Genomic DNA, 25140 nt, shown 5'->3' with positions numbered 1-25140 from the left:
CCCCGCACAGGGCGCCCGCCCGGACAGAAGAGGGGCCGGCCGGAGAAGCACTCTCCGAACCGGCCCCGACACGTCTCCGCGTCCGACTACTCTTCGTAGGCGTCCAGCGGCGGGCAGGAGCAGACCAGGTTCCGGTCACCGAACGCCTGGTCGATCCGACGGACCGGCGGCCAGTACTTGTCCGCGGGCGAGACCCCGGCCGGGAAGACCGCCTCCTCGCGCGTGTAGGCGTGCTTCCACTCCCCGCCGAGCGCGCCCGCGGTGTGCGGCGCGTTCCGCAGCGGGTTGTCGTCCGCGGGCCACTCGCCCGAGCCGACCTTCTCGATCTCCGCACGGATCGCGATCATCGCCTCGCAGAACCGGTCCAGCTCACCGAGGTCCTCCGACTCCGTCGGCTCGATCATCAGCGTCCCGGCCACCGGGAACGACATCGTCGGCGCGTGGAAGCCGTAGTCGATCAGCCGCTTGGCGATGTCGTCGACGCTCACCCCGGTCGACTTGGCCAGCGGCCGCAGGTCGATGATGCACTCGTGTGCCACGAGCCCGCCCGGACCGGTGTAGAGCACCGGGTAGTGCGGCTCCAGCCGCTTGGCGATGTAGTTGGCGCTGAGCACCGCCACCTGCGTGGCCCGCTTCAGCCCCTCACCGCCCATGAGCCGGACGTACGCCCACGAGATCGGCAGGATGCCCGCCGAACCCCACGGCGCGGCCGAGACCGGGCCGACGCCCGTCTCCGGGCCGGCCGCGGGCTGCAGCGGGTGGTTCGGCAGATACGGCGCCAGGTGCTCGCGCACCGCCACCGGGCCGACGCCCGGCCCACCGCCGCCATGCGGGATGCAGAACGTCTTGTGCAGGTTCAGGTGCGAGACGTCACCGCCGAAGTGCCCCGGCTTGGCCAGACCCACCAGCGCGTTGAGGTTGGCGCCGTCGACGTACACCTGGCCGCCCGCGTCGTGCACCTGCGCGCAGATGTCGGCCACGTGCTCCTCGAACACCCCGTGCGTCGACGGGTACGTGATCATCAGCACGGACAGCTCGTCGCGGTACTGCTCGATCTTCGCCCGCAGGTCCTCGACGTCGATCTCGCCGTCGTCGGCGGTCTTCACGACGACGACCTTCATGCCGGCCATGACGGCGCTCGCCGCGTTGGTGCCGTGCGCGGAGGACGGGATGAGGCACACCGTCCGCTGCTCGTCACCGTTCGCACGGTGGTACCCGCGCACGGCCAGGAGCCCCGCCAGCTCCCCCTGCGAGCCGGCGTTCGGCTGCAGGGACACCTTGTCGTACCCGGTGGCCTCCGCGAGCTGCTCCTCCAGTTCACGGATGAGCGTGAGATAGCCCTGCGCCTGCTCGGCGGGCGCGAACGGGTGCAGCTGTCCGAACTCGGGCCACGTCACCGGCTCCATCTCGGTGGTGGCGTTGAGCTTCATCGTGCAGGAGCCGAGCGGGATCATGCCCCGGTCCAGCGCGTAGTCCCGGTCCGCGAGCCGGCGCAGGTAGCGCAGCATCGCGGTCTCGGAGCGGTGGTCGTGGAAGACCGGGTGCGTCAGGTAGTCGTCCGACCGCAGCAGCGCCTCGGGCAGCGTGTCCGCCGCGGCGGCGTCCAGGGCCCCCACGTCACCCTCCACGCCGAACGCGGTCCATACGGCGCCCAGCTGGGCCCGCGTGGTGGTCTCGTCGCAGGAGACCGACACCAGGTCGGCGTCCACGAGGTGCAGGTTCACGCCATGTTCCCGGGCGGCGGCCACGACCTCACCGGCCCGGCCCGGCACCCGCACGGTCAGCGTGTCGAAGTACGACCCGTGCACGACCTCGATCCCACCGGCCGTGAGCCCCGCGGCGAGCACGGTGGCGTACCGGTGGGTACGCCGGGCGATGGTCCGCAGCCCCTCAGGCCCGTGGTAGACGGCGTACATGCCGGCCATCACGGCGAGCAGCACCTGCGCCGTACAGATGTTGCTGGTCGCCTTCTCCCGGCGGATGTGCTGCTCCCGCGTCTGCAGGGCCAGCCGGTACGCCTTGTGTCCGTCGGCGTCCACGGACACCCCGACCAGCCGCCCGGGCAGGCTGCGCGCGAACTTCTCCTGCACGGCCATGTAACCCGCGTGCGGCCCGCCGAAGGCCATCGGCACACCGAAGCGCTGCGTGGTCCCGACGGCGATGTCGGCGCCCAGCTCACCGGGTGAGGCCAGCAGGGTCAGCGCCAGCAGATCGGCGGCGACGGTGACGAGCGCGCCGAGCGCGTGGGCCTGTTCGACGACCGGCTTGAGATCCCGTACGACACCGGAGGCGCCCGGGTACTGCAGCAGCACCCCGTTGATGTCGCGCGAGGCGATGTCGGCCGGGATTCCCTCGCTCAGATCGGCGACGACGACCTCGACACCGGCCGGCTCGGCGCGGGTCCGGATCACGGCGATCGTCTGCGGCAGCGCGTCCGCGTCGACGAGGAAGAGGCCCTTCTTGTTCTTGCCCATGCGCCGCGACAACGCCATGGCCTCGGCGGCGGCGGTGCCCTCGTCGAGCAGCGAGGCCCCGGAGGTGGGCAGCCCCGTCAGCTCGGCGACCATGGTCTGGAAGTTCAGCAGGGCCTCCAGCCGCCCCTGGGAGATCTCGGGCTGGTACGGGGTGTAGGCCGTGTACCAGGCCGGGTTCTCCATGACGTTGCGGAGGATGACGGGCGGCGTGAAGGTCCCGTAGTACCCGAGCCCGATCATCGAGCCCAGCACCTGGTTGCGGTCCGCGAGGGAACGCAGCTCGGCGAGCACCTCGGCCTCGGTACGCGCCCCGGGGAGGTCCAGCGCCTCGGCGTTCTTGATCACGTCCGGGACCGCGGCCGCCGTCAGTTCGTCCAGCGAGCCGTACCCGACGTGCGCGAGCATCTTGGCCCGGGCCTCGGCGTCCGGGCCGATGTGGCGCCGCTCGAAGGGGATTCCCTGTTCGAGCTCGGAAAGCGGAATGCGATGGGCGGTCATTACGGAGGCCTCCTGGTCTGACACGACCTTCGAGGGGCACCACGGCACGGGCGCCCCGACGGCCTCCCCCTCTGTCATCTCAACCTGAGAGCTTCACCGGTCCAGGTACGGACCGGCTTTCACCGTCGGTGAGAGCGGGAGCCGTGGCACCCGCTCTGCTTTCCAGAGTGACCTCGTCCGTGCGGTACGTGGGCCTGAGAGATTCCGGGGAGGATTTGCTCCTTCGGCGCCTGCCGGATGGTGTCCGGAGGACTCTCCCGCACGGGGTCAGCAGCCGCTGCCAGCGTATCAGCGCGGGCAACGCACTGGTCTTCGAGTGGCCGCCGCTCCCGATGTGCCTTTTCGTAGTGTGAGAGACGATTCGCGACCCCTTGGCGACCACCTGGAGGGCCCGTGCAGACCGACATCGATCCGCGCCACCTGATCGGCCGCAAGGCGTTCGACCGCAAGGGAAGCAAGATCGGCACCGTGGATGAGGTCTACCTGGACGACGCCACCGGCATCCCCGAGTGGGCCGCGATACGCATGGGCTTCTTCGGTCGCGACGCCTTCGTCCCCCTGGAGCCCAGCGAACTGTACGAGGGCACCCTCCGCATCCCCTTCGACCGCGCCCTCATCAAGGACGCCCCCGACTTCGGCGTGGGCCGCCACCTCTCCCCCGAGCAGGAACTCCAGCTCTACCACCACTACGGCCTGGACATAGCCCCGCCGCAGCCCCTGGACCACGACTTCGGCGACGTGGCGAAGCGGGACGACACCTGAGCCGCTCCCCGCCACAGCCCCAGCCGCAGCCGCAGCCGCCACGAAAGCACCGGACGGCCGACGCGCCCTCACGCCCCCGGCGCCCCCGGCGCCCCCGTGGACCTCAGCCCAGCACCCCACCCGGCACCAGCGGCAACGGTTCCGCCGGCTCCAGCGCGGCGTCGTCCGTCCTGAACGTCCGCACCCGCCCCGGCCCCGCATCGAGCGGCGTCTCGAACCGCACGGTCACCCGCCCGAGCCCGCTCCCCTGCACCCATCCGTGCCCGTACTCGGCGTGCCGCACATCGTGCCCGGCCCTGAAGATCCGCTCCCCGCCCTCGCTCTCCTCCGCCACAGGCACCTCCACGCCGCCTCCGGCATCCTCCTCGACGAGCTCCGGCTCTCCCGCCGCCTGCGCGAACAGATCCTCCTGCGTGTAGTCGGCGAGCCCGCTCACCCCGACCCCCAGCAGCCGCACTCCACCCGTCGTGTCCACGGCCTCCAGCAGCCGGGCCGCGGCCTCGCGCACCACCGCGGGATCGTCCGTGGGTCCCCGCAACGTCTCGGACCGGGTCAGCGTCGAGAAGTCGTAGCGCCGCACCTTCAGCACGATCGTCCGCCCCGACAGTCCGGCCTCCCGCAGCCTGCGCACACAGCGGTCCGCGAGCCGCCGCACCTCCATCCGGACCCGTACCCGGTCGTGGATGTCCACGTCATACGTGTCCTCCACCGATACCGACTTCGTGTCCCGCTCGGCCACCACCGCCCGGTCGTCCCGTGCCAGCGCCATCGCGTACAGCCCGTGTCCGTGGGCCTTGCCGAGCAGTCGTACGACCTCGCCCTCACCCGCCTCCACGATCTCCTCGACCGTGGTGATCCCGGCCCGCCGCAGATGGTCCCCGGTCGCCGGGCCCACCCCCGGCAGGATCCGCACGGACATCGGTCCCAGCAACGCCCGCTCGATCCCCGGCTCGATCAGCACCAGCCCGTCCGGCTTGGCCTCCTCGGAGGCGATCTTCGCGAGCATCTTGGAGGCCGCGAGCCCGACGGAGCCCGTCAGCGCGGTCATGGCCCGTATGTCCGCACGCAACCGCTCCCCGACGAGCCGTGCCGACGCCTCGTCCGAGGCCGCGCCCCCGGCCTCCAGATCCACGAACGCCTCGTCCAGGCTCAGCGGCTCCACCAGGGGCGACAGCGCACGCAACAACCCCATGACCTGATCGCTGATCGCCCGGTAGAAGCCGAAGCGCGGCGTGAGATACGCGGCGTTCGGCGCGAGGCGGCGCGCCTGCGCCATCGGCATCGCCGAATGCACCCCGAAGACCCGCGCCTCGTACGAGGCGGTCGCGACCACCCCGCGCGGCCCCAGCCCGCCGACGACAACGGCTTTCCCCCGCAGACTCGGCTTCGACGCCTGCTCCGCCGAGGCGTAGAAGGCATCCATGTCGAGATGCAGGATCGTGGGCGCGGTTCTCACAGCTCCGATGCTGCCCTACGCCACTGACAACGCCCCACCCTGAGCCTGGGGCGCCCCTCAGACCGCCCGGTTGCGCCGCCGTGCCAGCTCGTCCGCCGGATTGTGGCCCACGAGCGTCTCCCCCGTGTCGACCCGCTCCCCGTGCAGCTGCGAGAGAGCGCTTTCGACGTCACGCCAGACCACCCCCACGGCGATCCCGAAGACCCCCTGACCGCCCTGGAGCAGGGCGTGGACCTCGTCGGGCGAACTGCACTCGTAGACCGTCGCACCGTCGCTCATGAGCGTCATCCGCTCCAGATCACTGAAACCCCGCTCCCGCAGGTGCTGCACGGCGGTGCGGATGTTCTGCAGGGACACTCCCGTGTCGAGGAACCGTTTCACGATCTTCAGGACGACGACGTCCCGGAAGCTGTAGAGCCGCTGAGTCCCCGAACCCTGGGCGGAGCGCACACTCGGCTCCACCAGGCCCGTGCGGGCCCAGTAGTCGAGCTGGCGGTAGGTGATGCCGGCGGCCGCGCACGCGGTGGGACCGCGGTAGCCGACCTGCTCGTGCGGCTCGGGCGCCGCCTCCGCGCTGTCCTGCACGGCCGTGGGCCGCTGCGGGACGTGACCGGCCGCGTTGCCCTGATGGGGGTCCCCCCAGCCGGGGCGCGGCCGAGAGCCTGGGGGAGGGTACGGGCCGCCGTCCCCCAGCCTGCGTCCGGGGGCACCCCCAGCCGTACCGTCGCCGCTGCTTCTCACGCCGACCTCCGTCCTTGACCTGCCTCATCGACGGTAGGCAGCCGCCCGGGGTGCGTCAACGACCACCGCACTCGCCACGCCGAGTGATAATCACCCTGAGAGTGGTTTCCCGTGCCCTTCCGCGGGGAAAGGCTAGCCGAATGCGCTCCGATCGGATTGTCCGACGACGCACCGCTCCCGGGCCGGTACCGCCCCGGGCGGCGTCCGCCCCGGACAGGGTCCGCGCCCGCGGAGCCGTCGAAGCGGAATCCCCACCCGCGGACCCGGCGCCGCCGCCGAGGGGCGGTCAAGGCCTGTCGGCCCGGTACGACCGCCTGACCGGCCTCACTGGCTGTTCGTTCCGAAATCCTCGGGCGAGATCTGGTCGAGGAACTCGCGGAACTTCTCCACCTCGTCCTCCTGCTCGTCCGGGATCGCGATGCCCGCGTCGTCGAGCACCCCGTCACTGCCGAAGATCGGCGTCCCGGTACGCAGCGCCAGCGCTATGGCGTCGGAGGGCCGGGCACTCACCTCGACCCCACTGGCGAACACCAGCTCCGCGTAGAAGACGCCCTCACGCAGGTCGGTGATGCGCACTTCCGTGAGTTCCTGGCCGACGGCCTCCAGCACGTCCTTGAACAGGTCGTGGGTCAGCGGTCGTGCGGGGGCCATGCCCTGTTGGGCGAAAGCGATCGCCGTCGCCTCCCCCGGCCCGATCCAGATGGGGAGGTAACGGTCGCCTCCCACTTCGCGCAGGAGCACGATCGGTTGGTTGGAGGGCATTTCCACCCGGACACCTACGACATCGAGCTCGTTCACACAGCAACCCTAGGCCGTGCTCGGGATGTTTGGGTAGTCGGGCTCGGATCGGCCGACCGATCCGCCACAGGCGAACACCGCCCCTCAGCGCAGCCGCACACCCAGCGCGCTGCGCACGAGAGCGGCGTGCAGCTTCACCGTCAGCCCCGCCAGCTCCCGCGCCCGGTCCTCCGCATGCGCTCTGGTCTGGGGATTACGGTGGCGTCGCAGGGGCGCGACCACCTGATCGACGAGTCCCGCCTCACGGTCCGCGGCGGCCCGCATCACCCTGAGATGCCGAGGCTCGATACCGAATCGCCCCAGTTCGACCACAAGCGTGGCGATGGTAAGAACCTCGGCGTCGTACGACCCGTCCGACAGCGGGGCCACCAGCCCGTACGACTCCCACTCCGCCAGCTGCCCCTCGTCGATCCCGGCGCCCGCGAGGAACTCGCCCCGCCCGATCCGGGCGGCCGCCGGCTCCTCGGGGTCACCGAGGAGCTCGCTCAGGCGCTCGCCTTCGCCGACGTCACGCTGACGCCCCACGGACGGCAGACGGACGTCCTCGCCGCGTTCCAGGGCCTCCAGATACTCACGGATCACCTTGAGCGGCAGATAGTGGTCCCGCTGCATCCTGAGGACGTGTCCGAGCCGCTCGACGTCCTCGGCACCGAACTTGCGATACCCCGAGGGGGTCCGCCGCGGCTCGATGAGCCCCTCGGACTCCAGGAAACGGATCTTGGAGATGGTTACCTCGGGGAACTCCTCACGCAGCACGTTCAGCACGGTGCCGATGCTCATGAGGTCACTGTCCGCGGCGGTGGTGCCGTGATCGGCACCACCGCTCGTTGTACGAAGCATGGACCTTCCCTGGGGTACCCCCGGATCCGGTCCGGGGGAGGGTCAGTAGCCCCGCTGGCTCGCGTAGAAGACCAGCCGGTACTTGCCGATCTGCACCTCGTCGCCGTTGTGCAGGGCGACCTGGTCGATCCGCTCACGGTTGACGTACGTCCCGTTGAGGCTGCCCACGTCGGCGACCGTGAACGAGCCGTCCTGGCCTCGGCGGAACTCCACGTGACGACGCGACACGGTCACGTCGTCGAGGAAGATGTCGCTCTGCGGATGACGGCCCGCCGTGGTGAGATCGCCGTCCAGCAGGAAGCGGCTGCCCGCGTTCGGCCCACGGCGAACGACCAGGAGCGCCGAGCCGAGCGGAAGCGCGTCCACGGCGGCCTGGGCCTCGGGAGAGAGCGCCGGCAGCTGGGTCTGGCCGGTGACCTCGGAGTCGTAGGCCTCCAGACCGGAGATGGAGATGGTCGAGGTCGTCTCGGACGGACGCTCGGCGGTCGCCCCGGCCCGCAGCGGAGCACCGCAGTTCGAGCAGAAGCGGCTGTTCTCCGCGTTGCGGTTACCGCACCTCGTACACACCAGGGCCGACATCGACGGATCCTCCTGCCGCGGCTGCCCCGCCGGGGCATGGGACGCATACGGGTCTGAGCTGAACCCTCCACCCGTACCTGAGGTTGACGGTTCCCCGAAACCTATGCGGCCCGACTGCGCAGGGTCAACAGACGGCGCGCCCTGACCTCCGGAAATGTCACTTCCCGGGCCGGAGACCTGGTCCCGGAACATGGGGCGCTCGCCACCCTGGCCCTCCGCTTCCGAAGGCTGCACGCGATGGCGTGAGGTCGCGTTGTCGCTGCCCTCTCGCGCGCTCTTGCCGAACAACTTCGCAAACAACTTCACGGGCGATTCCCCTTGACCGAAACAGACCCGCCCGTGGGGCAGGACGAACCCTGACTGAACACACCGGCCGACCCGGACAACCTCACAACGTCCGTATCCACCAGACAGTTTCCACCACGCACCACCCAATCGGTGCGCCGACCCCCCGCAACCTCATGCCCTCGCCGGACGGGCCCCATGCACCTGCGGTTCACTGGGAGGACGACCGAGCGTAGTCAGGCCGCTTCGCCGCTCGCAAGGCGTCCACAACGATCTTCTCCGCCCGCTGCACGGTCACGGTGGCCTGCTCCTTCTCCAGTGTCTGCACCACACCTCCGGGGATGTTCAGTGCGGGCTCCAGGTCCTTCGGGTTGCCGATGACCTTGAAACGAAAGGGCTGGGTGATCTTGTTCCCGTCGACACTGACTCCCGCACCGGAATCGGTCAGAGAAGTGCTGGCCACGACCCGTACGCCGTTCACCTGGATCGCCTCGGCGCCGGCCGCGCGCAGCTCCTGGATCGCGTCGAGCAACATGTCCGCCTCGACCGTCCCCTTCGTGTCGTCGATCGTCAGTGTGATGCCGGGTCCCTGCGCCGCCACCGTGCCCGCCAGAATGCCGAGTTGCCGCTCCTTCTCGACCGTCTGCTTGCGCGCCTCCTCGGCCTGGTCCGAGCTGTTCTCCAACTCGGTGCGCTGATCCTCCAGACCCTGCTTCTCCTCCTCCAGACGCTGCGTACGGTCATCCAGTTCATCGAGGATGCGTACGAGATCTTCCTGACGTGCTCCGCGCAGCGCGCTGTCGTCGTTGTTGGAGGCCACCTGGATGGCCAGTCCGAAGCCGAGGCCGAACAGCAGGACCGCGACGATGAGTTGGGCGCGGGTGAAGCGCGGTGGCCACAGCCCCTGGGCCAGACGCTGCCGCCCCGTCTGCTTGTTCTCTTCCTCCCGAGGAGCCTCACCGGGCTCCTCGGCGGCCGTGGAGGGCACCTCCTGGGGCAGTTCCCGGCGCAGCCGGGTCGTCGGCGCGTCGTCCTCTCCCCGGCCCGGCGTCGGCTCGGACCCCGGCGTCTCGTCCCGCTCGTTCATCGGCCTCACGCCCGGAAGACGTGCCGACGGATCGCCGCGGCGTTGGAGAAGATGCGGATGCCGAGGACGACCACGACGCCCGTGGAGAGCTGGGCACCGACGCCCAGCTTGTCGCCGAGGAAGACGATCAGGGCGGCCACCACCACGTTCGACAGGAACGACACCACGAAGACCTTGTCGTCGAAGATGCCGTCCAGCATCGCCCGCAGCCCACCGAAGACGGCGTCGAGCGCCGCCACCACGGCGATGGGGAGGTACGGCTCGACGACCACCGGTACCTCGGGCCGGACCAACAGTCCGGCCACGACTCCGAGGACGAGGCCCAGTACGGCGATCACGATCTGCCCTTCTCTGTGCTCGGTTGTGCTGTTCGTACGATCACGCTCGGCGCGGCCGGCACCTTGAGGTCGCCCTCCACGGAGATGCTCGTCCTGATGCCGAAGTTCTCCTGGAGGGCGTGCAGATACAGCCCGTCGGGGCTGTTCTGGAACTTGGTGCTCAACCGCTGCCCGTCCCCCACCGCGAGGACCGTGTAGGGCGGTGCCAGCGGCTTGTTGTCCACCAGTATCGCGTCGCCGGCGGCCCTGATCGCCGACAGCGCGGTGAGCCGCTGCCCGTTGATCGAGACCGCCTCGGCACCCGAGGCCCACAGGCCGTTCACCACACGCTGCATGTCCCGGTCGCGCACCCGCCCGGTGTCCGAGAACCCGGATGTCTCACGCGGGTCGCCGTCACCGCCCTGCGCGGCACCCTTGGAGTCGTTGACGACGAGCCGCACCCCGGGGCCGTGCACCTCGACGGCGCCCGACAGGATGCCCACCAGGTCGCTCCCGTCACCGCCGCCGTCGTTCTTCAGCGCCTTGCGCTGCCGCGCGCCCACGTCGTCACGGAGCGCGTCCACGGAGTCCTCCAGCTCGTCCGCGGCCGTCGTCTCCTGCTGGATGCGGTCGATCAGCTCCTCGCGCTCCTTGGCGACCACGGGAGCGCTTATCCGCGCCTGCGCCGCGCCCACCGTCACCACCAGGGCGGCCAGCACCAGCCCGACCGCGAGCCCCAGCTTGGCCCGCACGGTCTTGGGCATGCCCTCGGTGCCCGCGGCCCTTCTGCGGGCGGCCGCCTCGGCGTATCCGTCGTCGAGGCTGTGATCCATGACGTTGTTGAGCAGCGACATGGAGGCGTCCGGACGCGACGGGCGCGTGGGTGTGCTCCGAACGGGGGGCTGCTGCGGCATGCCGCACATCGTCGCACGTCGCGACCACTACCTCCGAACGGCCCCACCGGCGTGCCGGACGGGCCCCGTTGGGGGCACTTGTCCGGCACGCACGCGTGCGGGGCGGTTCAGCGTCCGGCGCTGTCCACGACCGCCGACCACTCGTCGAGCAGAGCCTGCGCGGAGGCGTCGTCGGGTCCCTCGGCCCACAGATGGGTGACCGCCTCGGCCGGGTCCGGCAGCACCATCACCCACCGACCGTCCGTCTCCACGACCCGCACGCCGTCGGTCGTGTCGACGAAGCGGTCACCGGCCGCCTCCACGACTCGCCGCATCACCAGGCCCTTGACGGCCCACGGCGTGGCGAGATCCCGCTTGAGGACATGCGCCCGCGGAATCCGCGCGTCGATCTGGCTCAGCGTGAGCTGTGTCCGGGCCACGAGCCCGATGAGCCGCACGAAGGCCGCCGCGCCGTCGAAGACACTGCTGAACTCCGGCACGATGAACCCACCGCGCCCGTCACCGCCGAAGATGGTCGTCTCCTCCCCGCCGACCCGCGTGAGGTCGTCCGGCGAGGTCGTCGTCCACTCGACCTGCGTGCCGTGGTACGCCGCGACCTGCTCGCCGATCCTGGTGGTGGTCACCGGCAGCGCCACCCGGCCGCTCCGCCGCTCCGCGGCCACCAGGTCGAGCATGACCAGCAGGGCCCGGTCGTCCTCGACGATCCGTCCCTTCTCGTCGACGAGCGACAACCGTTCACCGACGGGGTCGAACCGCACACCGAACGCCGCCCGCGAGGACGCCACGATCTCGCCGAGCCGCACCAGCCCGGAGCGCCGCATGTCACCGGTCTCCGTCGGCCTCGACTCGTCCAGACCGGGGTTGATCGTCAACGAGTCGACACCGAGCTTGCCGAGCAGGCTCGGCAGCACGAGACCCGCGCTGCCGTTGGACGCGTCCACGACGACCTTGAGCCCCGACTCGGCGATGCCGGTCGTGTCGACGTTCCGCAGCAGCGAGCCGGTGTACGAGTCGAACACGCTGGCCGGGAAGTGCAGGTCCCCGATCTCCCCGGGGAACGCGCGCCGGTACTCCTGCCGCGCGAACACCCGGTCCAGCTTCCGCTGACTGCCCTGCGAGAGGTCGGCGCCCTGCCCGTCGAAGAACATGATGTCGACCGAGTCCGGGACCCCCGGCGTCGTCCGGATCATGATCCCGCCGGCGCTGCCCCGCGCGGTCTGCTGCCGCGCCACCGGCAGCGGTACGTTCTCCAGGTCCCGTACGTCGATGGCGCTGGCCTGCAGCGCCGAGATGACCGCCCGCTTCAGTGCACGGGCGCCTCGGGAGTGGTCCCGGGCCGTGGTGACCGTCGAACCCTTCTTGAGCGTCGTGGCGTACGCTCCGGCGAGCCTGACGGCCAATTCCGGGGTGATCTCCACATTCAGGATGCCGGAGACGCCACGGGCGCCGAACAGATGCGCCTGCCCCCGGGACTCCCAGATCACCGAGGTGTTCACGAACGCGCCGGCCTCGATCGTCTTGAACGGGTAGACCCGCACATTCCCCTGGATGATCGATTCTTCGCCGACGAGGCACTCGTCGCCGATCACCGCGCCGTCCTCGATCCGTGCGGCGCGCATGATGTCGGTGTTCTTGCCGACCACGCAGCCACGCAGATTGCTGTGCTGCCCGATGTAGACGTTGTCGTGGACCACGGCCTTGTGCAGGAAAGCGCCGCTCTTCACGACGACGTTCGAGCCCACGACGGTGTGCTCCCGGATTTCGGCGCCGGCTTCGACCTTGGCGTAGTCCCCGACGTACAGCGGCCCGCGCAGGACGGCGTCGGGGTGCACTTCGGCGCCCTCGGCGATCCACACTCCCGGTGACAGCTCGAAACCGTCGATGTCGACGTCGACCTTGCCTTCGAGCACGTCGGCCTGAGCCTTGACGTAGCTCTCGTGCGTACCGACGTCCTCCCAGTAGCCCTCGGCGACATAGCCGTAGACCGGCTTGCCCTCCTTCATCAGCTGCGGGAAGACATCGCCGGACCAGTCGACGGGAACGTCGGCCTCGACATAGTCGAAGACTTCGGGCTCCATCACATAGATGCCCGTGTTGACGGTGTCCGAGAAGACCTGTCCCCAGGTCGGCTTCTCCAGGAACCGCTCGACCTTGCCTTCCTCGTCGACGATGGTGATACCGAATTCCAGGGGATTCGGCACCCGCGTCAGGCAGACGGTGACCAGCGCACCCTTTTCCTTGTGGAAATTGATGAGCTCGGTGAGGTCGAAGTCCGTGAGGGCGTCGCCGGAGATGACGAGGAACGCGTCGTCCTTCAGCGCCTCCTCGGCGTTCTTCACGCTCCCGGCGGTACCGAGCGGCTTCTCCTCATTGGCATAGGTGAGCTCCATCCCGAGCTCCTCGCCATCACCGAAGTAGTTCTTGACCAGTGACGCCAGGAACTGGACTGTAACGACGGTCTCATTGAGCCCATGCCTTTTGAGCAGCCTCAGCACGTGCTCCATGATCGGGCGGTTCACCACGGGCAGGAGCGGCTTGGGCATGCTCGAGGTCATGGGGCGAAGGCGTGTGCCTTCACCTCCGGCCATCACGACGGCCTTCATGTCGGAAGCGTCCTCCTTGAAGAGACGAGGGTCTAGCCGACTTCACCCGTCCGGAGTGTCCCGCACTTTTTCAAAGCGGGCCATCGAGCCATCTACGGCCGCCCCCGTCGGGCGGGCTCAATCGGCCATGGCGTCCGCACTGACGAGTCGGCGGACCTGAACCACGTAGAGGATCCCTGCCCACCAATAGAGCGTTGTACCCCATCCGGCGAACGCCCATCCGAAAATAGCAGCGAGTGACGAGATCCATCCATTTCCGTCACTGAGCAGGAGCAACGGGAAGGCGTACATCAAGTTGAAGGTAGCCGCCTTGCCGAGGAAGTTCACCTGCGGCGGCGGATAGCCGTGCCGCCTGAGGATGCCCACCATCACCAGCAGGACCAGCTCGCGCAAGAGCAGTGCAGCGGTCAACCAGATTGGCAGAATCTCGCGCCAGGTGAGTCCCACGAGGGTTGACAGAATGTACAGCCTGTCAGCCGCGGGATCGAGGAGCCGGCCCAGACTGCTGATCTGGTTCCAGCGCCGCGCCAGCATGCCGTCCAGATAGTCACTGACGCCGCTGAGAGCGATCACCAGGAAGGCCCAGCCGTCGACCTTGGGGCCGCCGAACTCGGGCCAGAGAATCAACCACAGGAAGACGGGCACACCAACGAGCCGCGCCATGCTGAGAATGTTCGGGATGGTGAGGACCCGGTCCGTCTGGACCCGGGTCTCCTGTACCTCCACCCGGGGGCCTCCTGTGGGAAATGAGCCAACGATGCCCCCTGACCCTACCTCAACGCAAAAAAGCTCTGGCTCCTGGGCGGTGTGCCCAAGAGCCAGAGCTATAAAAGGAGTTCGGCGGCGTCCTACTCTCCCACAGGGTCCCCCCTGCAGTACCATCGGCGCTGTAAGGCTTAGCTTCCGGGTTCGGAATGTAACCGGGCGTTTCCCTCACGCTATGACCACCGAAATACTATGAAACACTCAACCGCACCACACCGTGACCATGGCATGGGGTTGTTCGTGGTTTCAGAACCAACACAGTGGACGCGAGCAACTGAGGACAAGCCCTCGGCCTATTAGTACCAGTCAACTCCACCCGTTACCAGGCTTCCATATCTGGCCTATCAACCCAGTCGTCTACTGGGAGCCTTACCCCATCAAGTGGGTGGGAATACTCATCTCGAAGCAGGCTTCCCGCTTAGATGCTTTCAGCGGTTATCCCTCCCGAACGTAGCCAACCAGCCATGCCCTTGGCAGGACAACTGGCACACCAGAGGTTCGTCCGTCCCGGTCCTCTCGTACTAGGGACAGCCCTTCTCAATATTCCTGCGCGCGCAGCGGATAGGGACCGAACTGTCTCACGACGTTCTAAACCCAGCTCGCGTACCGCTTTAATGGGCGAACAGCCCAACCCTTGGGACCGACTCCAGCCCCAGGATGCGACGAGCCGACATCGAGGTGCCAAACCATCCCGTCGATATGGACTCTTGGGGAAGATCAGCCTGTTATCCCCGGGGTACCTTTTATCCGTTGAGCGACGGCGCTTCCACAAGCCACCGCCGGATCACTAGTCCCGACTTTCGTCCCTGCTCGACCCGTCGGTCTCACAGTCAAGCTCCCTTGTGCACTTACACTCACCACCTGATTGCCAACCAGGCTGAGGGAACCTTTGGGCGCCTCCGTTACTCTTTAGGAGGCAACCGCCCCAGTTAAACTACCCATCAGACACTGTCCCTGATCCGGATCACGGACCCAGGTTAGACATCCAGCACGACCAGACTGGTATTTCAACGACGACTCCACCCGAACTGGCGTCCGAGCTTCAAAGTCTCCCAGCTATCCTACACAAGCCGAACCGAACACCAATATCAAACTGTAGTAAAGGTCCCGGGGTCTTTCCGTCCTGCTGCGCGAAACGAGCATCTTTACTCGTAGTGCAATTTCACCGGGCCTATGGTTGAGACAGTCGAGAAGTCGTTACGCCATTCGTGCAGGTCGGAACTTACCCGACAAGGAATTTCGCTACCTTAGGATGGTTATAGTTACCACCGCCGTTTACTGGCGCTTAAGTTCTCAGCTTCGCCACACCGAAATGTGACTAACCGGTCCCCTTAACGTTCCAGCACCGGGCAGGCGTCAGTCCGTATACATCGCCTTACGGCTTCGCACGGACCTGTGTTTTTAGTAAACAGTCGCTTCTCGCTGGTCTCTGCGGCCACCCCCAGCTCAAGCAGCAAGTGCTATCACCGGTGATGGCCCCCCTTCTCCCGAAGTTACGGGGGCATTTTGCCGAGTTCCTTAACCATAGTTCACCCGAACGCCTCGGTATTCTCTACCTGACCACCTGAGTCGGTTTAGGGTACGGGCCGCCATGAAACTCGCTAGAGGCTTTTCTCGACAGCATAGGATCATCCACTTCACCACAATCGGCTCGGCATCAGGTCTCAGCCACACGTACGACGGATTTACCTATCGCACGGCCTACACCCTTACCCCGGGACAACCACCGCCCGGGATGGACTACCTTCCTGCGTCACCCCATCACTCACCTACTACAAGTCTGGTCCGTCGGCTCCACCACTTTCCTTTCCCCGAAGGGTCCGGAACGGCTTCACGGACTTAGCATCGCCTGGTTCAGTGTTTGACGCTTCACAGCGGGTACCGGAATATCAACCGGTTATCCATCGACTACGCCTGTCGGCCTCGCCTTAGGTCCCGACTTACCCTGGGCAGATCAGCTTGACCCAGGAACCCTTGGTCAATCGGCGCACACGTTTCTCACGTGTGTATCGCTACTCATGCCTGCATTCTCACTCGTGAACCGTCCACAACTCGCTTCCGCGGCTGCTTCACCCGGCACACGACGCTCCCCTACCCATCCCAGCAGGCGTTGGCCCTATATGCTGGAATGACACGACTTCGGCGGTACGCTTGAGCCCCGCTACATTGTCGGCGCGGAATCACTAGACCAGTGAGCTATTACGCACTCTTTCAAGGGTGGCTGCTTCTAAGCCAACCTCCTGGTTGTCTGTGCGACTCCACATCCTTTCCCACTTAGCGTACGCTTAGGGGCCTTAGTCGATGCTCTGGGCTGTTTCCCTCTCGACCATGGAGCTTATCCCCCACAGTCTCACTGCCGTGCTCTCACTTACCGGCATTCGGAGTTTGGCTAAGGTCAGTAACCCGGTAGGGCCCATCGCCTATCCAGTGCTCTACCTCCGGCAAGAAACACACGACGCTGCACCTAAATGCATTTCGGGGAGAACCAGCTATCACGGAGTTTGATTGGCCTTTCACCCCTAACCACAGGTCATCCCCCAGGTTTTCAACCCTGGTGGGTTCGGTCCTCCACGAAGTCTTACCTCCGCTTCAACCTGCCCATGGCTAGATCACTCCGCTTCGGGTCTTGAGCGTGCTACTAAAATCGCCCTGTTCGGACTCGCTTTCGCTACGGCTACCCCACTCGGGTTAACCTCGCAACACACCGCAAACTCGCAGGCTCATTCTTCAAAAGGCACGCAGTCACGACGCACCGAGTAAACTCGATGCGCGACGCTCCCACGGCTTGTAGGCACACGGTTTCAGGTACTATTTCACTCCGCTCCCGCGGTACTTTTCACCATTCCCTCACGGTACTATCCGCTATCGGTCACCAGGGAATATTTAGGCTTAGCGGGTGGTCCCGCCAGATTCACACGGGATTTCTCGGGCCCCGTGCTACTTGGGTGTCTCTCAAACGAGCCGTCAATGTTTCAGCTACGGGGGTCTTACCCTCTACGCCGGACCTTTCGCATGTCCTTCGCCTACATCAACGGTTTCTGACTCGTCTCACAGCCGGCAGACTGTAAAAGAGAGATCCCACAACCCCGTATACGCAACCCCTGCCGGGTCTCACACGCATACGGTTTGGCCTCATCCGGTTTCGCTCGCCACTACTCCCGGAATCACGGTTGTTTTCTCTTCCTGCGGGTACTGAGATGTTTCACTTCCCCGCGTTCCCTCCACTTGCCCTATGTGTTCAGGCAAGGGTGACAGCCCATGACGACTGCCGGGTTTCCCCATTCGGAAACCCCCGGATCAAAGCCTGGTTGACGACTCCCCGGGGACTATCGTGGCCTCCCACGTCCTTCATCGGTTCCTGGTGCCAAGGCATCCACCGTGCGCCCTTAAAAACTTGGCCACAGATGCTCGCGTCCACTGTGCAGTTCTCAAACAACGACCAACCACCCATCACCCCGAACCAGTAGTCCGAGTGCACTGGGGCCGGCACTGAAGGCAACCGTAAAGCACGGCCATACCCTCAGACACCCAACAGCGTGCCCGGCACCCTCACCACTCCGATCAGCTTTCCACGCCCCCGAAAGGACAGTACTCACAGCCTGAGATGACTCAAGATGCCGAATAATCAACGTTCCACCCATGAGCTAACCAGCATCAGACGTTCGCTGATGATCTGGCCTCTGACCTCACCCCGTAGGGATCGGTAGAAGTGCTCCTTAGAAAGGAGGTGATCCAGCCGCACCTTCCGGTACGGCTACCTTGTTACGACTTCGTCCCAATCGCCAGTCCCACCTTCGACAGCTCCCTCCCACAAGGGGTTGGGCCACCGGCTTCGGGTGTTACCGACTTTCGTGACGTGACGGGCGGTGTGTACAAGGCCCGGGAACGTATTCACCGCAGCAATGCTGATCTGCGATTACTAGCAACTCCGACTTCATGGGGTCGAGTTGCAGACCCCAATCCGAACTGAGACAGGCTTTTTGAGATTCGCTCCGCCTCACGGCTTCGCAGCTCATTGTACCTGCCATTGTAGCACGTGTGCAGCCCAAGACATAAGGGGCATGATGACTTGACGTCGTCCCCACCTTCCTCCGAGTTGACCCCGGCAGTCTCCTGTGAGTCCCCATCACCCCGAAGGGCATGCTGGCAACACAGAACAAGGGTTGCGCTCGTTGCGGGACTTAACCCAACATCTCACGACACGAGCTGACGACAGCCATGCACCACCTGTCACCCGACCACAAGGGGGGCACCATCTCTGATGCTTTCCGGGCGATGTCAAGCCTTGGTAAGGTTCTTCGCGTTGCGTCGAATTAAGCCACATGCTCCGCTGCTTGTGCGGGCCCCCGTCAATTCCTTTGAGTTTTAGCCTTGCGGCCGTACTCCCCAGGCGGGGAACTTAATGCGTTAGCTGCGGCACCGACGACGTGGAATGTCGCCAACACCTAGTTCCCACCGTTTACGGCGTGGACTACCAGGGTATCTAATCCTGTTCGCTCCCCACGCTTTCGCTCCTCAGCGTCAGTAATGGCCCAGAGATCCGCCTTCGCCACCGGTGTTCCTCCTGATATCTGCGCATTTCACCGCTACACCAGGAATTCCGATCTCCCCTACCACACTCTAGTCTGCCCGTATCGAATGCAGACCCGGGGTTAAGCCCCGGGCTTTCACATCCGACGCGACAGACCGCCTACGAGCTCTTTACGCCCAATAATTCCGGACAACGCTCGCGCCCTACGTATTACCGCGGCTGCTGGCACGTAGTTAGCCGGCGCTTCTTCTGCAGGTACCGTCACTTTCGCTTCTTCCCTGCTGAAAGAGGTTTACAACCCGAAGGCCGTCATCCCTCACGCGGCGTCGCTGCATCAGGCTTTCGCCCATTGTGCAATATTCCCCACTGCTGCCTCCCGTAGGAGTCTGGGCCGTGTCTCAGTCCCAGTGTGGCCGGTCGCCCTCTCAGGCCGGCTACCCGTCGTCGCCTTGGTGAGCCGTTACCTCACCAACAAGCTGATAGGCCGCGGGCTCATCCTTCACCGCCGGAGCTTTCCACACTCATCGGATGCCCGAGAGTGTTGTATCCGGTATTAGACCCCGTTTCCAGGGCTTGTCCCAGAGTGAAGGGCAGATTGCCCACGTGTTACTCACCCGTTCGCCACTAATCCCCACCGAAGTGGTTCATCGTTCGACTTGCATGTGTTAAGCACGCCGCCAGCGTTCGTCCTGAGCCAGGATCAAACTCTCCGTGAATGTTTACCCGTAATCGGGTTGACACCACGAGAGCGGAACAGTCAGGCGGAATAAGCCCGACCGTTCACAGCGTCCTCGCTGTGTTTTACTTCAAAGGAACCTCGACCACCGGAACACTGTCCCGGCGGACGGGGTATCAACATATCTGGCGTTGATTTTTGGCACGCTGTTGAGTTCTCAAGGAACGGACGCTTCCTTTGTACTCACCCAAGAATTTCATCTCAGGCTTTCCTCTGGGCGCTTCCCTTCGGTGTTCCAAACTCTATCAGCGTTTTCCCGGCCTCTTGACCACCGTCCCGCAGACATGCGGAAAGATGACCCCGAGTTAGGATCTGAACGAGTTTGGTACTGCCGGGCACCGACACCATGTGTCGCTCACCCCCAGGCAGGGGTCCGACTGTACATGCGGCGCCGGAGGAGGGGCAAATCTCGCGGAGGGGTGGTCTAGACCTCTCGTGCGAAGCTATCGTGCGGAACGGGTCGTTCATGCGACCTACGCTGCTGATCACTCCACCTGGGAGGCTTCCCATGACCACCGTGACGTCCCCTCTTGTAGGACGCGCCATCGGATTGGCCGCCGTACCGGACCCCGTGTTCTCGGGCGAGATGGTCGGTCCCGGCACGGCGATCGACCCCGTGCGCGAGGCCGGGGAGGCTCTCGCCCCCGTGGAGGGAGTCATCGTCTCGCTGCACCCGCACGCGTTCGTCGTGGTCGACGGTGAGGGTCACGGAGTGCTGACCCATCTCGGTATCGACACCGTGCAGCTCAACGGTGAAGGCTTCGAGCTGCTCGTCAAGAAGGGCGACACGGTCCGGCGGGGCCAGGCCGTGGTGCGCTGGAACCCGGCCGCCGTCGAGGCCGCGGGCAAGTCCCCGATCTGCCCCGTCGTAGCGCTGGAGGCGACCGCCGACTCCCTCTCCGACCTCCGCGAGGACGGCGAAGTGAAGTCCGGCGACACGCTCTTCGGCTGGCGGTGACGTCAGGGCCGTACCGGGCCACGAGTTCCACAACCACCGCGGTGGCGGGGCCCGCCGCACTATCGGAGACAGGTGAGATGGAGACAACGCTGCGAGGCGTCGGTGTGAGCCACGGTGTGGCCATCGGCGAGGTTCGGCACATGGGAACGGCGGTGCTGGAGCCGCCCGCCAAACAGATCCGGCCCGAGGACGCGGAGCGCGAACAGGGGCGTGCCCGTAAGGCCGTGGACGCGGTGGCCGCCGATCTGACGGCGCGGGGCAACCTCGCCGGCGGCGAGGCCCAGGCCGTTCTGGAGGCCCAGGCACTGATGGCCCAGGACCCCGAGCTGATGGCGGACGTGGAACGACGTGTCGCCGTGGGGAGCACGGCGGAGCGGGCTGTCTACGACGCCTTCGCCGCGTACCGTGCGCTGCTGGCGTCGGCCGGCGAGTACCTCGCGGGTCGCGTCGCCGACCTCGACGATGTGCGGAACCGTATCGTCGCCCGGCTGCTCGGGGTGCCGATGCCGGGTGTGCCGGACAGCGACGAGCCGTACGTCCTCATCGCCCGTGACCTGGCGCCCGCGGACACCGCGCTGCTCGACCCGACGCTCGTGCTCGGTTTCGTCACCGAGGAGGGTGGGCCGACCAGTCACAGCGCGATTCTGGCGCGTGCGCTCGGCGTACCGGCGGTGGTCGCGCTGCCGGGGGCCGGGGAGCTTGCCGAGGGCACGGTGATCGCGGTGGACGGCAGCACCGGTGAGATCTTCGTGAATCCCGGTGCGGAGAAGAAGGCCGAACTGCAGGCCGCCGCCGCGGCGCGGAAGGCCGCGCTGGCGGCGTCGAGCGGGCCGGGGGCGACTTCCGACGGGCACAGGGTTCCGCTGCTGGCCAATGTGGGCGGTCCCGCCGACGTGGCGGCGGCCGTGGAGGCCGGGGCCGAGGGCGTCGGGCTGTTCCGTACCGAGTTCCTCTTCCTGGACGACAGCAGGACGGCGCCCTCGGAGGCGAAGCAGATCGAGGCGTACCGGCAGGTGCTGGAGGCCTTCCCCGAGGGGCGCGTGGTTGTACGGGTGCTCGACGCCGGTGCGGACAAGCCGCTGGAGTTCCTGACCCCGGCCGACGAGCCGAACCCGGCGCTCGGTGTGCGCGGGCTGCGGACGCTGCTCGACCACCCCGAGGTGCTGCGGACGCAGCTGACGGCGCTCGCCAGGGCCGCCGAAGGCCTGCCGGTCCACTTGGAGGTCATGGCGCCGATGGTCGCGGACCGCACGGATGCCAGGGCGTTCGCCGACGCGTGTCGTGAGGCGGGGCTGCGGGCCAAGTTCGGTGCCATGGTGGAGATTCCGTCCGCCGCGTTGCGGGCGCGGTCGATCCTGCGAGAGGTCGAGTTCCTCTCGCTGGGGACCAACGACCTCGCGCAGTACACGTTCGCGGCGGACCGGCAGGTGGGCGCGGTGTCCCGGCTGCAGGACCCGTGGCAGCCCGCGCTGCTCGACCTGGTCGCGCTGTCCGCCGAGGCGGCCAGGGCCGAGGGCAAGAGCTGCGGTGTCTGTGGCGAGGCGGCTTCGGATCCGCTGCTCGCGTGTGTGCTGACCGGTCTGGGGGTCACCTCCCTGTCCATGGGCGCGGCGTCGATCCCGTATGTGCGGGGGACGCTGGCGAAGTACACGCTGGCGCAGTGCGAGCGTGCCGCGGCTGCCGCGCGGGCGGCGGACACGGCCGAGGAGGCTCGCGGCGCGGCGCGGGCGGTCCTGTCGGGCGAGTAGCCGCGGCGAGCGGTCGGTGCCGAGGGGCGCTCCACCTGCGGGTGGGGCGCCCCTCGCCCGTTCAGTGGGTGTGTCCGTCCCTCGCCGGGCCTCCCCCGCCGGCGTCGTCCCCGAGGTCGGGTGGGGCGCAGTAGTCGACTCCCGACTCCGGGGAGACCAGGTCTCCGGATTCCACGTCGGTGCAGTAGGCGTCGAAGACCTCTCCCGCGGTGAGGGGCTGGAGGCCGTCGCCGCGCAGGCGCCAGCCGTAGACGCGGTCGGTCGTGCCCGGGGCGGTGGTGCGCATGACGAGTCCGCCGGGGCTTCGGGTGGCGATGCCGAGGGCCAGGACGGTGGCGAACTCCAGGGCTTCCGACTCGTCGAGCCGGGTGGGGCCTTCGTCGTGGCGGTCGGCGTGGAGGACGGCGGCCAGTGCCTGGGGCTGGGCCGAGACGCTGCACACGAGGTGGCGTTCGCCGGGGTCGGCGGTGTCGAGGATGCGCCTGAGCAGGTGCATGGCGCGGGCGAAGGCGGCGCGTCCGATGTCCTCGCCGCAGGAGGCGCAGTCGCCGATCTGGGCGAGGAGGGTGGTGGCGTACTCCCAGGTGGCGAGGCGGACGGCTTCGTCGATGAGGTCGGGGACGAGCTCGGCGAGGGGTTGTCCCTCGTACGGGACGGCGGCGCCGGTGGCCGCGAGTTCGGCGGTGAAGCGGGTGCGGCTGGCGGGGGTGTCGGGTTCGAGGCCGGTGTCGGCGCAGAACGCGGCGTACTCCTCAGGGTCGAAGAGGGCGACGGTGGTGTGGTTGCCCTGCGCGGCGAGGGTCCGCAGCAGGGTTTCCACCTGGCGGAGGTAGGTCGGATGGTCGTCGAAGGCGAAGCTGCGGTAGCGCCGCATCGCGGTGAAGTCGTGCTCGTCGGCGAGCAGGCCGATGGTGCCCGCGATCTCGCGGCGCAGGACTCGGCGCATGCTCGGGTGGCTGGTGTGTGTCATGGCTTCCCCCTGTGCGAGCCGTCGATCAATGCTCACTCAAAGTAATCGGCGGCACTGACAACGGGACTCGCGTGAGGGTGGTCAGGCTCGTTCGCGGGCCAGGTCCTCGTAGAAGCGGAGGAGTTCGAGGTTGTCGATGGAACCGGGGTTGACCGCCTTCTCCAAGGGAGTGCCCTGGAGGAGCCGTTTGACGGGGACCTCGATGCGTTTGCCGGTGAGGGTGTGCGGGACTCCGGGGACTTCGATGACCTCGTCGGGGACGTGGCGCGGTGAGAGGTGTTCGCGGATGGTCCGCTTGATGCGGCCGAGGAGGGCTTCGTCGAGGGTCGCGCCGGGGGCGAGGTGGACGAAGAGGGGCATCCAGTAGCCGCCGTCGGGCTGTTCGACGCCGATGACGAGGGACTCCTTGATCTCGGGGAGTCGTTCCACCGCTTCGTAGATGTCGGCCGAACCCATGCGGACGCCCTGGCGGTTCAGGGTGGAGTCGGAGCGGCCGTGGATGACGACGGAGCCTCGGGAGGTGAGGGTGATCCAGTCGCCGTGGCGCCAGACGCCGGGGTAGGTGTCGAAGTAGCTGTCGTGGTAGCGGGTGCCGTCGGGGTCGTTCCAGAAGTGGATCGGCATGGACGGCATGGGGTTGGTGACGACGAGTTCGCCGACCTCGTCGACGAGGGGTTTGCCGCTGGGGTCCCAGGACTGGAGGTCGGTGCCGAGGCCGGGGGCCTGGAGTTCACCGATGTGGACCGGGAGCGTGGGGACGGCTCCGGCGAAGCAGGAGCAGACGTCGGTGCCGCCGCTGACGGAGGCGATCCACAGGTCTTCGCGGACCTCGTCGTGGAGCCAGCGGAAGCCGTCGGGCGGGAGTGGGGAGCCGGTGGTGCCGACGCACTGGACGCGGGAGAGGTCGTAGTCGCGGCCCGGGTGGATGCCGGCCTTGCGGCAGGCCATGACGTAGGCGGCGGAGGTGCCGAAGAGGGTGGCGCCGGTGCGTTCGGCGACGCTCCACTGGGCGCCGGTGTCGGGGTGGCCGGGGCTGCCGTCGTACAGGACGACCGTGGTGCCGGTGAGGAGGCCGGAGACGAGGAAGTTCCACATCATCCAGCCGGTGGAGGTGTACCAGAAGAAACGGTCCTCGGGGCCGAGGTCGCAGTGCAGGCCGAGCTGTTTGAGGTGTTCGACCAGGATGCCGCCCTGCGACTGGACGATGGCTTTGGGGAGGCCCGTGGTACCGGAGGAGTAGAGCACCCACAACGGGTGGTCGAACGGGACCTGTTCGAAGACCGGCGGGACGTCGGCGGAGGTCAGGGCGGACCATTCCTGGGCGCCCTCGGGGGCCTGCGTGCCGAGGACGGGGATGTGGACGACGGCGCGCAGGGTGGGCAGTTCGCGGCGGAGTTCGGCGACGGTGTCGCGGCGGTCGTGTTCCTTGCCGCCGTAGCGGTAGCCGTCGACGGTGAACAGGACGACGGGTTCGACCTGCTGGAAGCGGTCGAGGACGCTGCGGGCGCCGAAGTCCGGGGCGCAGGAGGTCCAGACGCCGCCGACGGCGGCCGTGGCGAGGAGGGCGACGACGGCCTCGGGGATGTTCGGGAGGTAGCCGCTGACGCGGTCTCCGGGGCGTACGCCGAGAGCGCGGAGTTCGGCGGCGAGTGAGCCGACCTGGCGGCGCAGCTCGGTCCAGGTCACGGCGCGGGGTTCATGGGTCTCGTCGACGTGGAGCAGGGCCGGTTCGTCGGCGCGGGTGTCGGCGGCGCGCAGGGCGTGTTCGGCGTAGTTGAGGGTGGCTCCGGGGAACCATGCGGCGCCGGGCATGGCGCGGTCGCCGAGCACGCGCGCGTAGGGGGTGGAGAACCGTACGTCGAACCACTCGGTGACGGCTTTCCAGAACGTCTCGAGTTCGTCGACGGACCAGCGGTGCAGGGCCGGGTATCCGCCCTCGGCGGGGGCTCCGTGGTGTTGGGCCGCCCAGGACTGGAACGCGGTGATCCGGGCCCCGGCGACGCGCTCCGCGTCGGGCTGCCAGAGCGGCGAGGGGTTCGCTGAGGTCATGGGGCGGCTCCCGGGGCTGTGCGCGTGGT

Annotated in this window: 16 protein-coding genes, 3 rRNA genes and 1 riboswitch; of the genes, 3 read left to right on the top strand and 16 right to left on the bottom strand. The window is 67.2% G+C overall.

Features of this window, described 5'->3' with window-relative positions:
• Positions 1-86: 86 nt before the first annotated feature.
• On the bottom strand, positions 87-2972 hold the full coding sequence (gcvP, locus tag STRBO_RS0116875) for an aminomethyl-transferring glycine dehydrogenase (protein WP_005475651.1): 2886 nt from the start codon (positions 2970-2972) through the stop codon (positions 87-89).
• Between the two features lie 172 nt (positions 2973-3144).
• A riboswitch (glycine riboswitch) is annotated at positions 3145-3242 on the bottom strand.
• A 123-nt stretch (positions 3243-3365) separates the two neighbouring features.
• On the opposite strand from gcvP, the gene STRBO_RS0116870 reads away from it, so the two are divergent.
• Positions 3366-3734 (top strand): PRC-barrel domain-containing protein, encoded by a 369-nt coding sequence (locus STRBO_RS0116870; protein WP_005475652.1) that lies wholly within the window; start codon positions 3366-3368, stop codon positions 3732-3734.
• Positions 3735-3837: 103 nt separating this feature from the next.
• On the opposite strand, the gene STRBO_RS0116865 is transcribed toward STRBO_RS0116870, so the two are convergent.
• The 13 genes from STRBO_RS0116865 to STRBO_RS40165 all read right to left on the bottom strand — a co-directional run bounded on the left by STRBO_RS0116865 (position 3838) and on the right by STRBO_RS40165 (position 19366).
• Positions 3838-5190, bottom strand: a complete 1353-nt coding sequence (locus tag STRBO_RS0116865; protein WP_005475653.1) for a DNA polymerase IV — start codon at positions 5188-5190, stop codon at positions 3838-3840.
• A 57-nt stretch (positions 5191-5247) separates the two neighbouring features.
• Positions 5248-5931, bottom strand: coding sequence for a MerR family transcriptional regulator (locus STRBO_RS0116860; RefSeq protein WP_209442946.1), 684 nt, complete (start codon positions 5929-5931; stop codon positions 5248-5250).
• 324 nt (positions 5932-6255) lie between these two features.
• Positions 6256-6729, bottom strand: a complete 474-nt coding sequence (locus tag STRBO_RS0116855) for a bifunctional nuclease family protein (RefSeq protein ID WP_005475662.1) — start codon at positions 6727-6729, stop codon at positions 6256-6258.
• An 84-nt stretch (positions 6730-6813) separates the two neighbouring features.
• Complete coding sequence (gene ftsR / locus STRBO_RS0116850) at positions 6814-7569, bottom strand: transcriptional regulator FtsR (protein WP_005475665.1); 756 nt, start codon at positions 7567-7569, stop codon at positions 6814-6816.
• Between the two features lie 42 nt (positions 7570-7611).
• Entirely contained in the window at positions 7612-8583 is a 972-nt protein-coding gene (locus STRBO_RS41680; RefSeq protein WP_005475667.1) for a zinc-ribbon and FHA domain-containing protein, read from the bottom strand.
• A gap of 61 nt (positions 8584-8644) precedes the next feature.
• Positions 8645-9520 carry a DUF881 domain-containing protein gene (locus STRBO_RS0116840; protein WP_005475669.1) on the bottom strand — a complete coding sequence of 292 codons (876 nt, stop codon included), beginning with the start codon at positions 9518-9520 and terminating at the stop codon, positions 8645-8647.
• 5 nt (positions 9521-9525) lie between these two features.
• Positions 9526-9858 carry a small basic family protein gene (locus STRBO_RS0116835; protein ID WP_005475671.1) on the bottom strand — a complete coding sequence of 111 codons (333 nt, stop codon included), beginning with the start codon at positions 9856-9858 and terminating at the stop codon, positions 9526-9528.
• Entirely contained in the window at positions 9855-10760 is a 906-nt protein-coding gene (locus tag STRBO_RS0116830) for a DUF881 domain-containing protein (protein ID WP_086016292.1), read from the bottom strand. The genes STRBO_RS0116835 and STRBO_RS0116830 overlap by 4 nt, the downstream gene beginning before the upstream one ends.
• A 98-nt stretch (positions 10761-10858) precedes the next feature.
• Complete coding sequence (locus tag STRBO_RS0116825; protein ID WP_005475675.1) at positions 10859-13354, bottom strand: mannose-1-phosphate guanyltransferase; 2496 nt, start codon at positions 13352-13354, stop codon at positions 10859-10861.
• Between the two features lie 117 nt (positions 13355-13471).
• Complete coding sequence (gene clsA / locus STRBO_RS0116820) at positions 13472-14080, bottom strand: cardiolipin synthase ClsA (protein WP_005475676.1); 609 nt, start codon at positions 14078-14080, stop codon at positions 13472-13474.
• Positions 14081-14189: 109 nt separating this feature from the next.
• A 5S ribosomal RNA gene (gene rrf / locus STRBO_RS0116815) occupies positions 14190-14306 on the bottom strand.
• Between the two features lie 89 nt (positions 14307-14395).
• Positions 14396-17519 (bottom strand): 23S ribosomal RNA (locus STRBO_RS0116810).
• A 320-nt stretch (positions 17520-17839) separates the two neighbouring features.
• Positions 17840-19366 (bottom strand): 16S ribosomal RNA (locus STRBO_RS40165).
• Together the 16S, 23S and 5S rRNA genes form the textbook arrangement of a ribosomal RNA operon.
• 528 nt (positions 19367-19894) lie before the next feature.
• Here STRBO_RS40165 and STRBO_RS0116800 point away from each other — a divergent pair.
• Positions 19895-20344, top strand: a complete 450-nt coding sequence (locus STRBO_RS0116800; protein WP_028796696.1) for a PTS sugar transporter subunit IIA — start codon at positions 19895-19897, stop codon at positions 20342-20344.
• 77 nt (positions 20345-20421) lie between these two features.
• Complete coding sequence (gene ptsP / locus STRBO_RS0116795; protein ID WP_020114490.1) at positions 20422-22092, top strand: phosphoenolpyruvate--protein phosphotransferase; 1671 nt, start codon at positions 20422-20424, stop codon at positions 22090-22092.
• Positions 22093-22153: 61 nt separating this feature from the next.
• On the opposite strand, the gene STRBO_RS0116790 is transcribed toward ptsP, so the two are convergent.
• Positions 22154-23062, bottom strand: a complete 909-nt coding sequence (locus tag STRBO_RS0116790; protein WP_020114489.1) for a hypothetical protein — start codon at positions 23060-23062, stop codon at positions 22154-22156.
• Between the two features lie 81 nt (positions 23063-23143).
• Positions 23144-25111 (bottom strand): acetoacetate--CoA ligase, encoded by a 1968-nt coding sequence (locus tag STRBO_RS0116785; RefSeq protein WP_005485629.1) that lies wholly within the window; start codon positions 25109-25111, stop codon positions 23144-23146.
• Between the last annotated feature and the right edge of the window lie 29 nt (positions 25112-25140).

The sequence above is a fragment of the Streptomyces bottropensis ATCC 25435 genome (assembly GCF_000383595.1).
GTDB classification, from domain to species: Bacteria; Actinomycetota; Actinomycetes; order Streptomycetales; family Streptomycetaceae; genus Streptomyces; species Streptomyces bottropensis.
This window is presented reverse-complemented; position numbering and strand designations above follow the sequence as displayed.

What these genes read in the sequence shown, in the direction of transcription:
- STRBO_RS0116800 (WP_028796696.1), top strand. Translation starts at nt 19,895, where the DNA reads ATGACCACCGTGACGTCCCCTCTTGTAGGACGCGCCATCGGATTGGCC.
- STRBO_RS0116840 (WP_005475669.1), bottom strand. Translation starts at nt 9,520, where the DNA reads ATGAACGAGCGGGACGAGACGCCGGGGTCCGAGCCGACGCCGGGCCGG.
- ftsR (WP_005475665.1), bottom strand. Translation starts at nt 7,569, where the DNA reads ATGCTTCGTACAACGAGCGGTGGTGCCGATCACGGCACCACCGCCGCG.
- STRBO_RS0116785 (WP_005485629.1), bottom strand. Translation starts at nt 25,111, where the DNA reads ATGACCTCAGCGAACCCCTCGCCGCTCTGGCAGCCCGACGCGGAGCGC.
- STRBO_RS0116830 (WP_086016292.1), bottom strand. Translation starts at nt 10,760, where the DNA reads ATGTGCGGCATGCCGCAGCAGCCCCCCGTTCGGAGCACACCCACGCGC.
- ptsP (WP_020114490.1), top strand. Translation starts at nt 20,422, where the DNA reads ATGGAGACAACGCTGCGAGGCGTCGGTGTGAGCCACGGTGTGGCCATC.
- STRBO_RS0116790 (WP_020114489.1), bottom strand. Translation starts at nt 23,062, where the DNA reads ATGACACACACCAGCCACCCGAGCATGCGCCGAGTCCTGCGCCGCGAG.
- gcvP (WP_005475651.1), bottom strand. Translation starts at nt 2,972, where the DNA reads ATGACCGCCCATCGCATTCCGCTTTCCGAGCTCGAACAGGGAATCCCC.
- STRBO_RS0116825 (WP_005475675.1), bottom strand. Translation starts at nt 13,354, where the DNA reads ATGAAGGCCGTCGTGATGGCCGGAGGTGAAGGCACACGCCTTCGCCCC.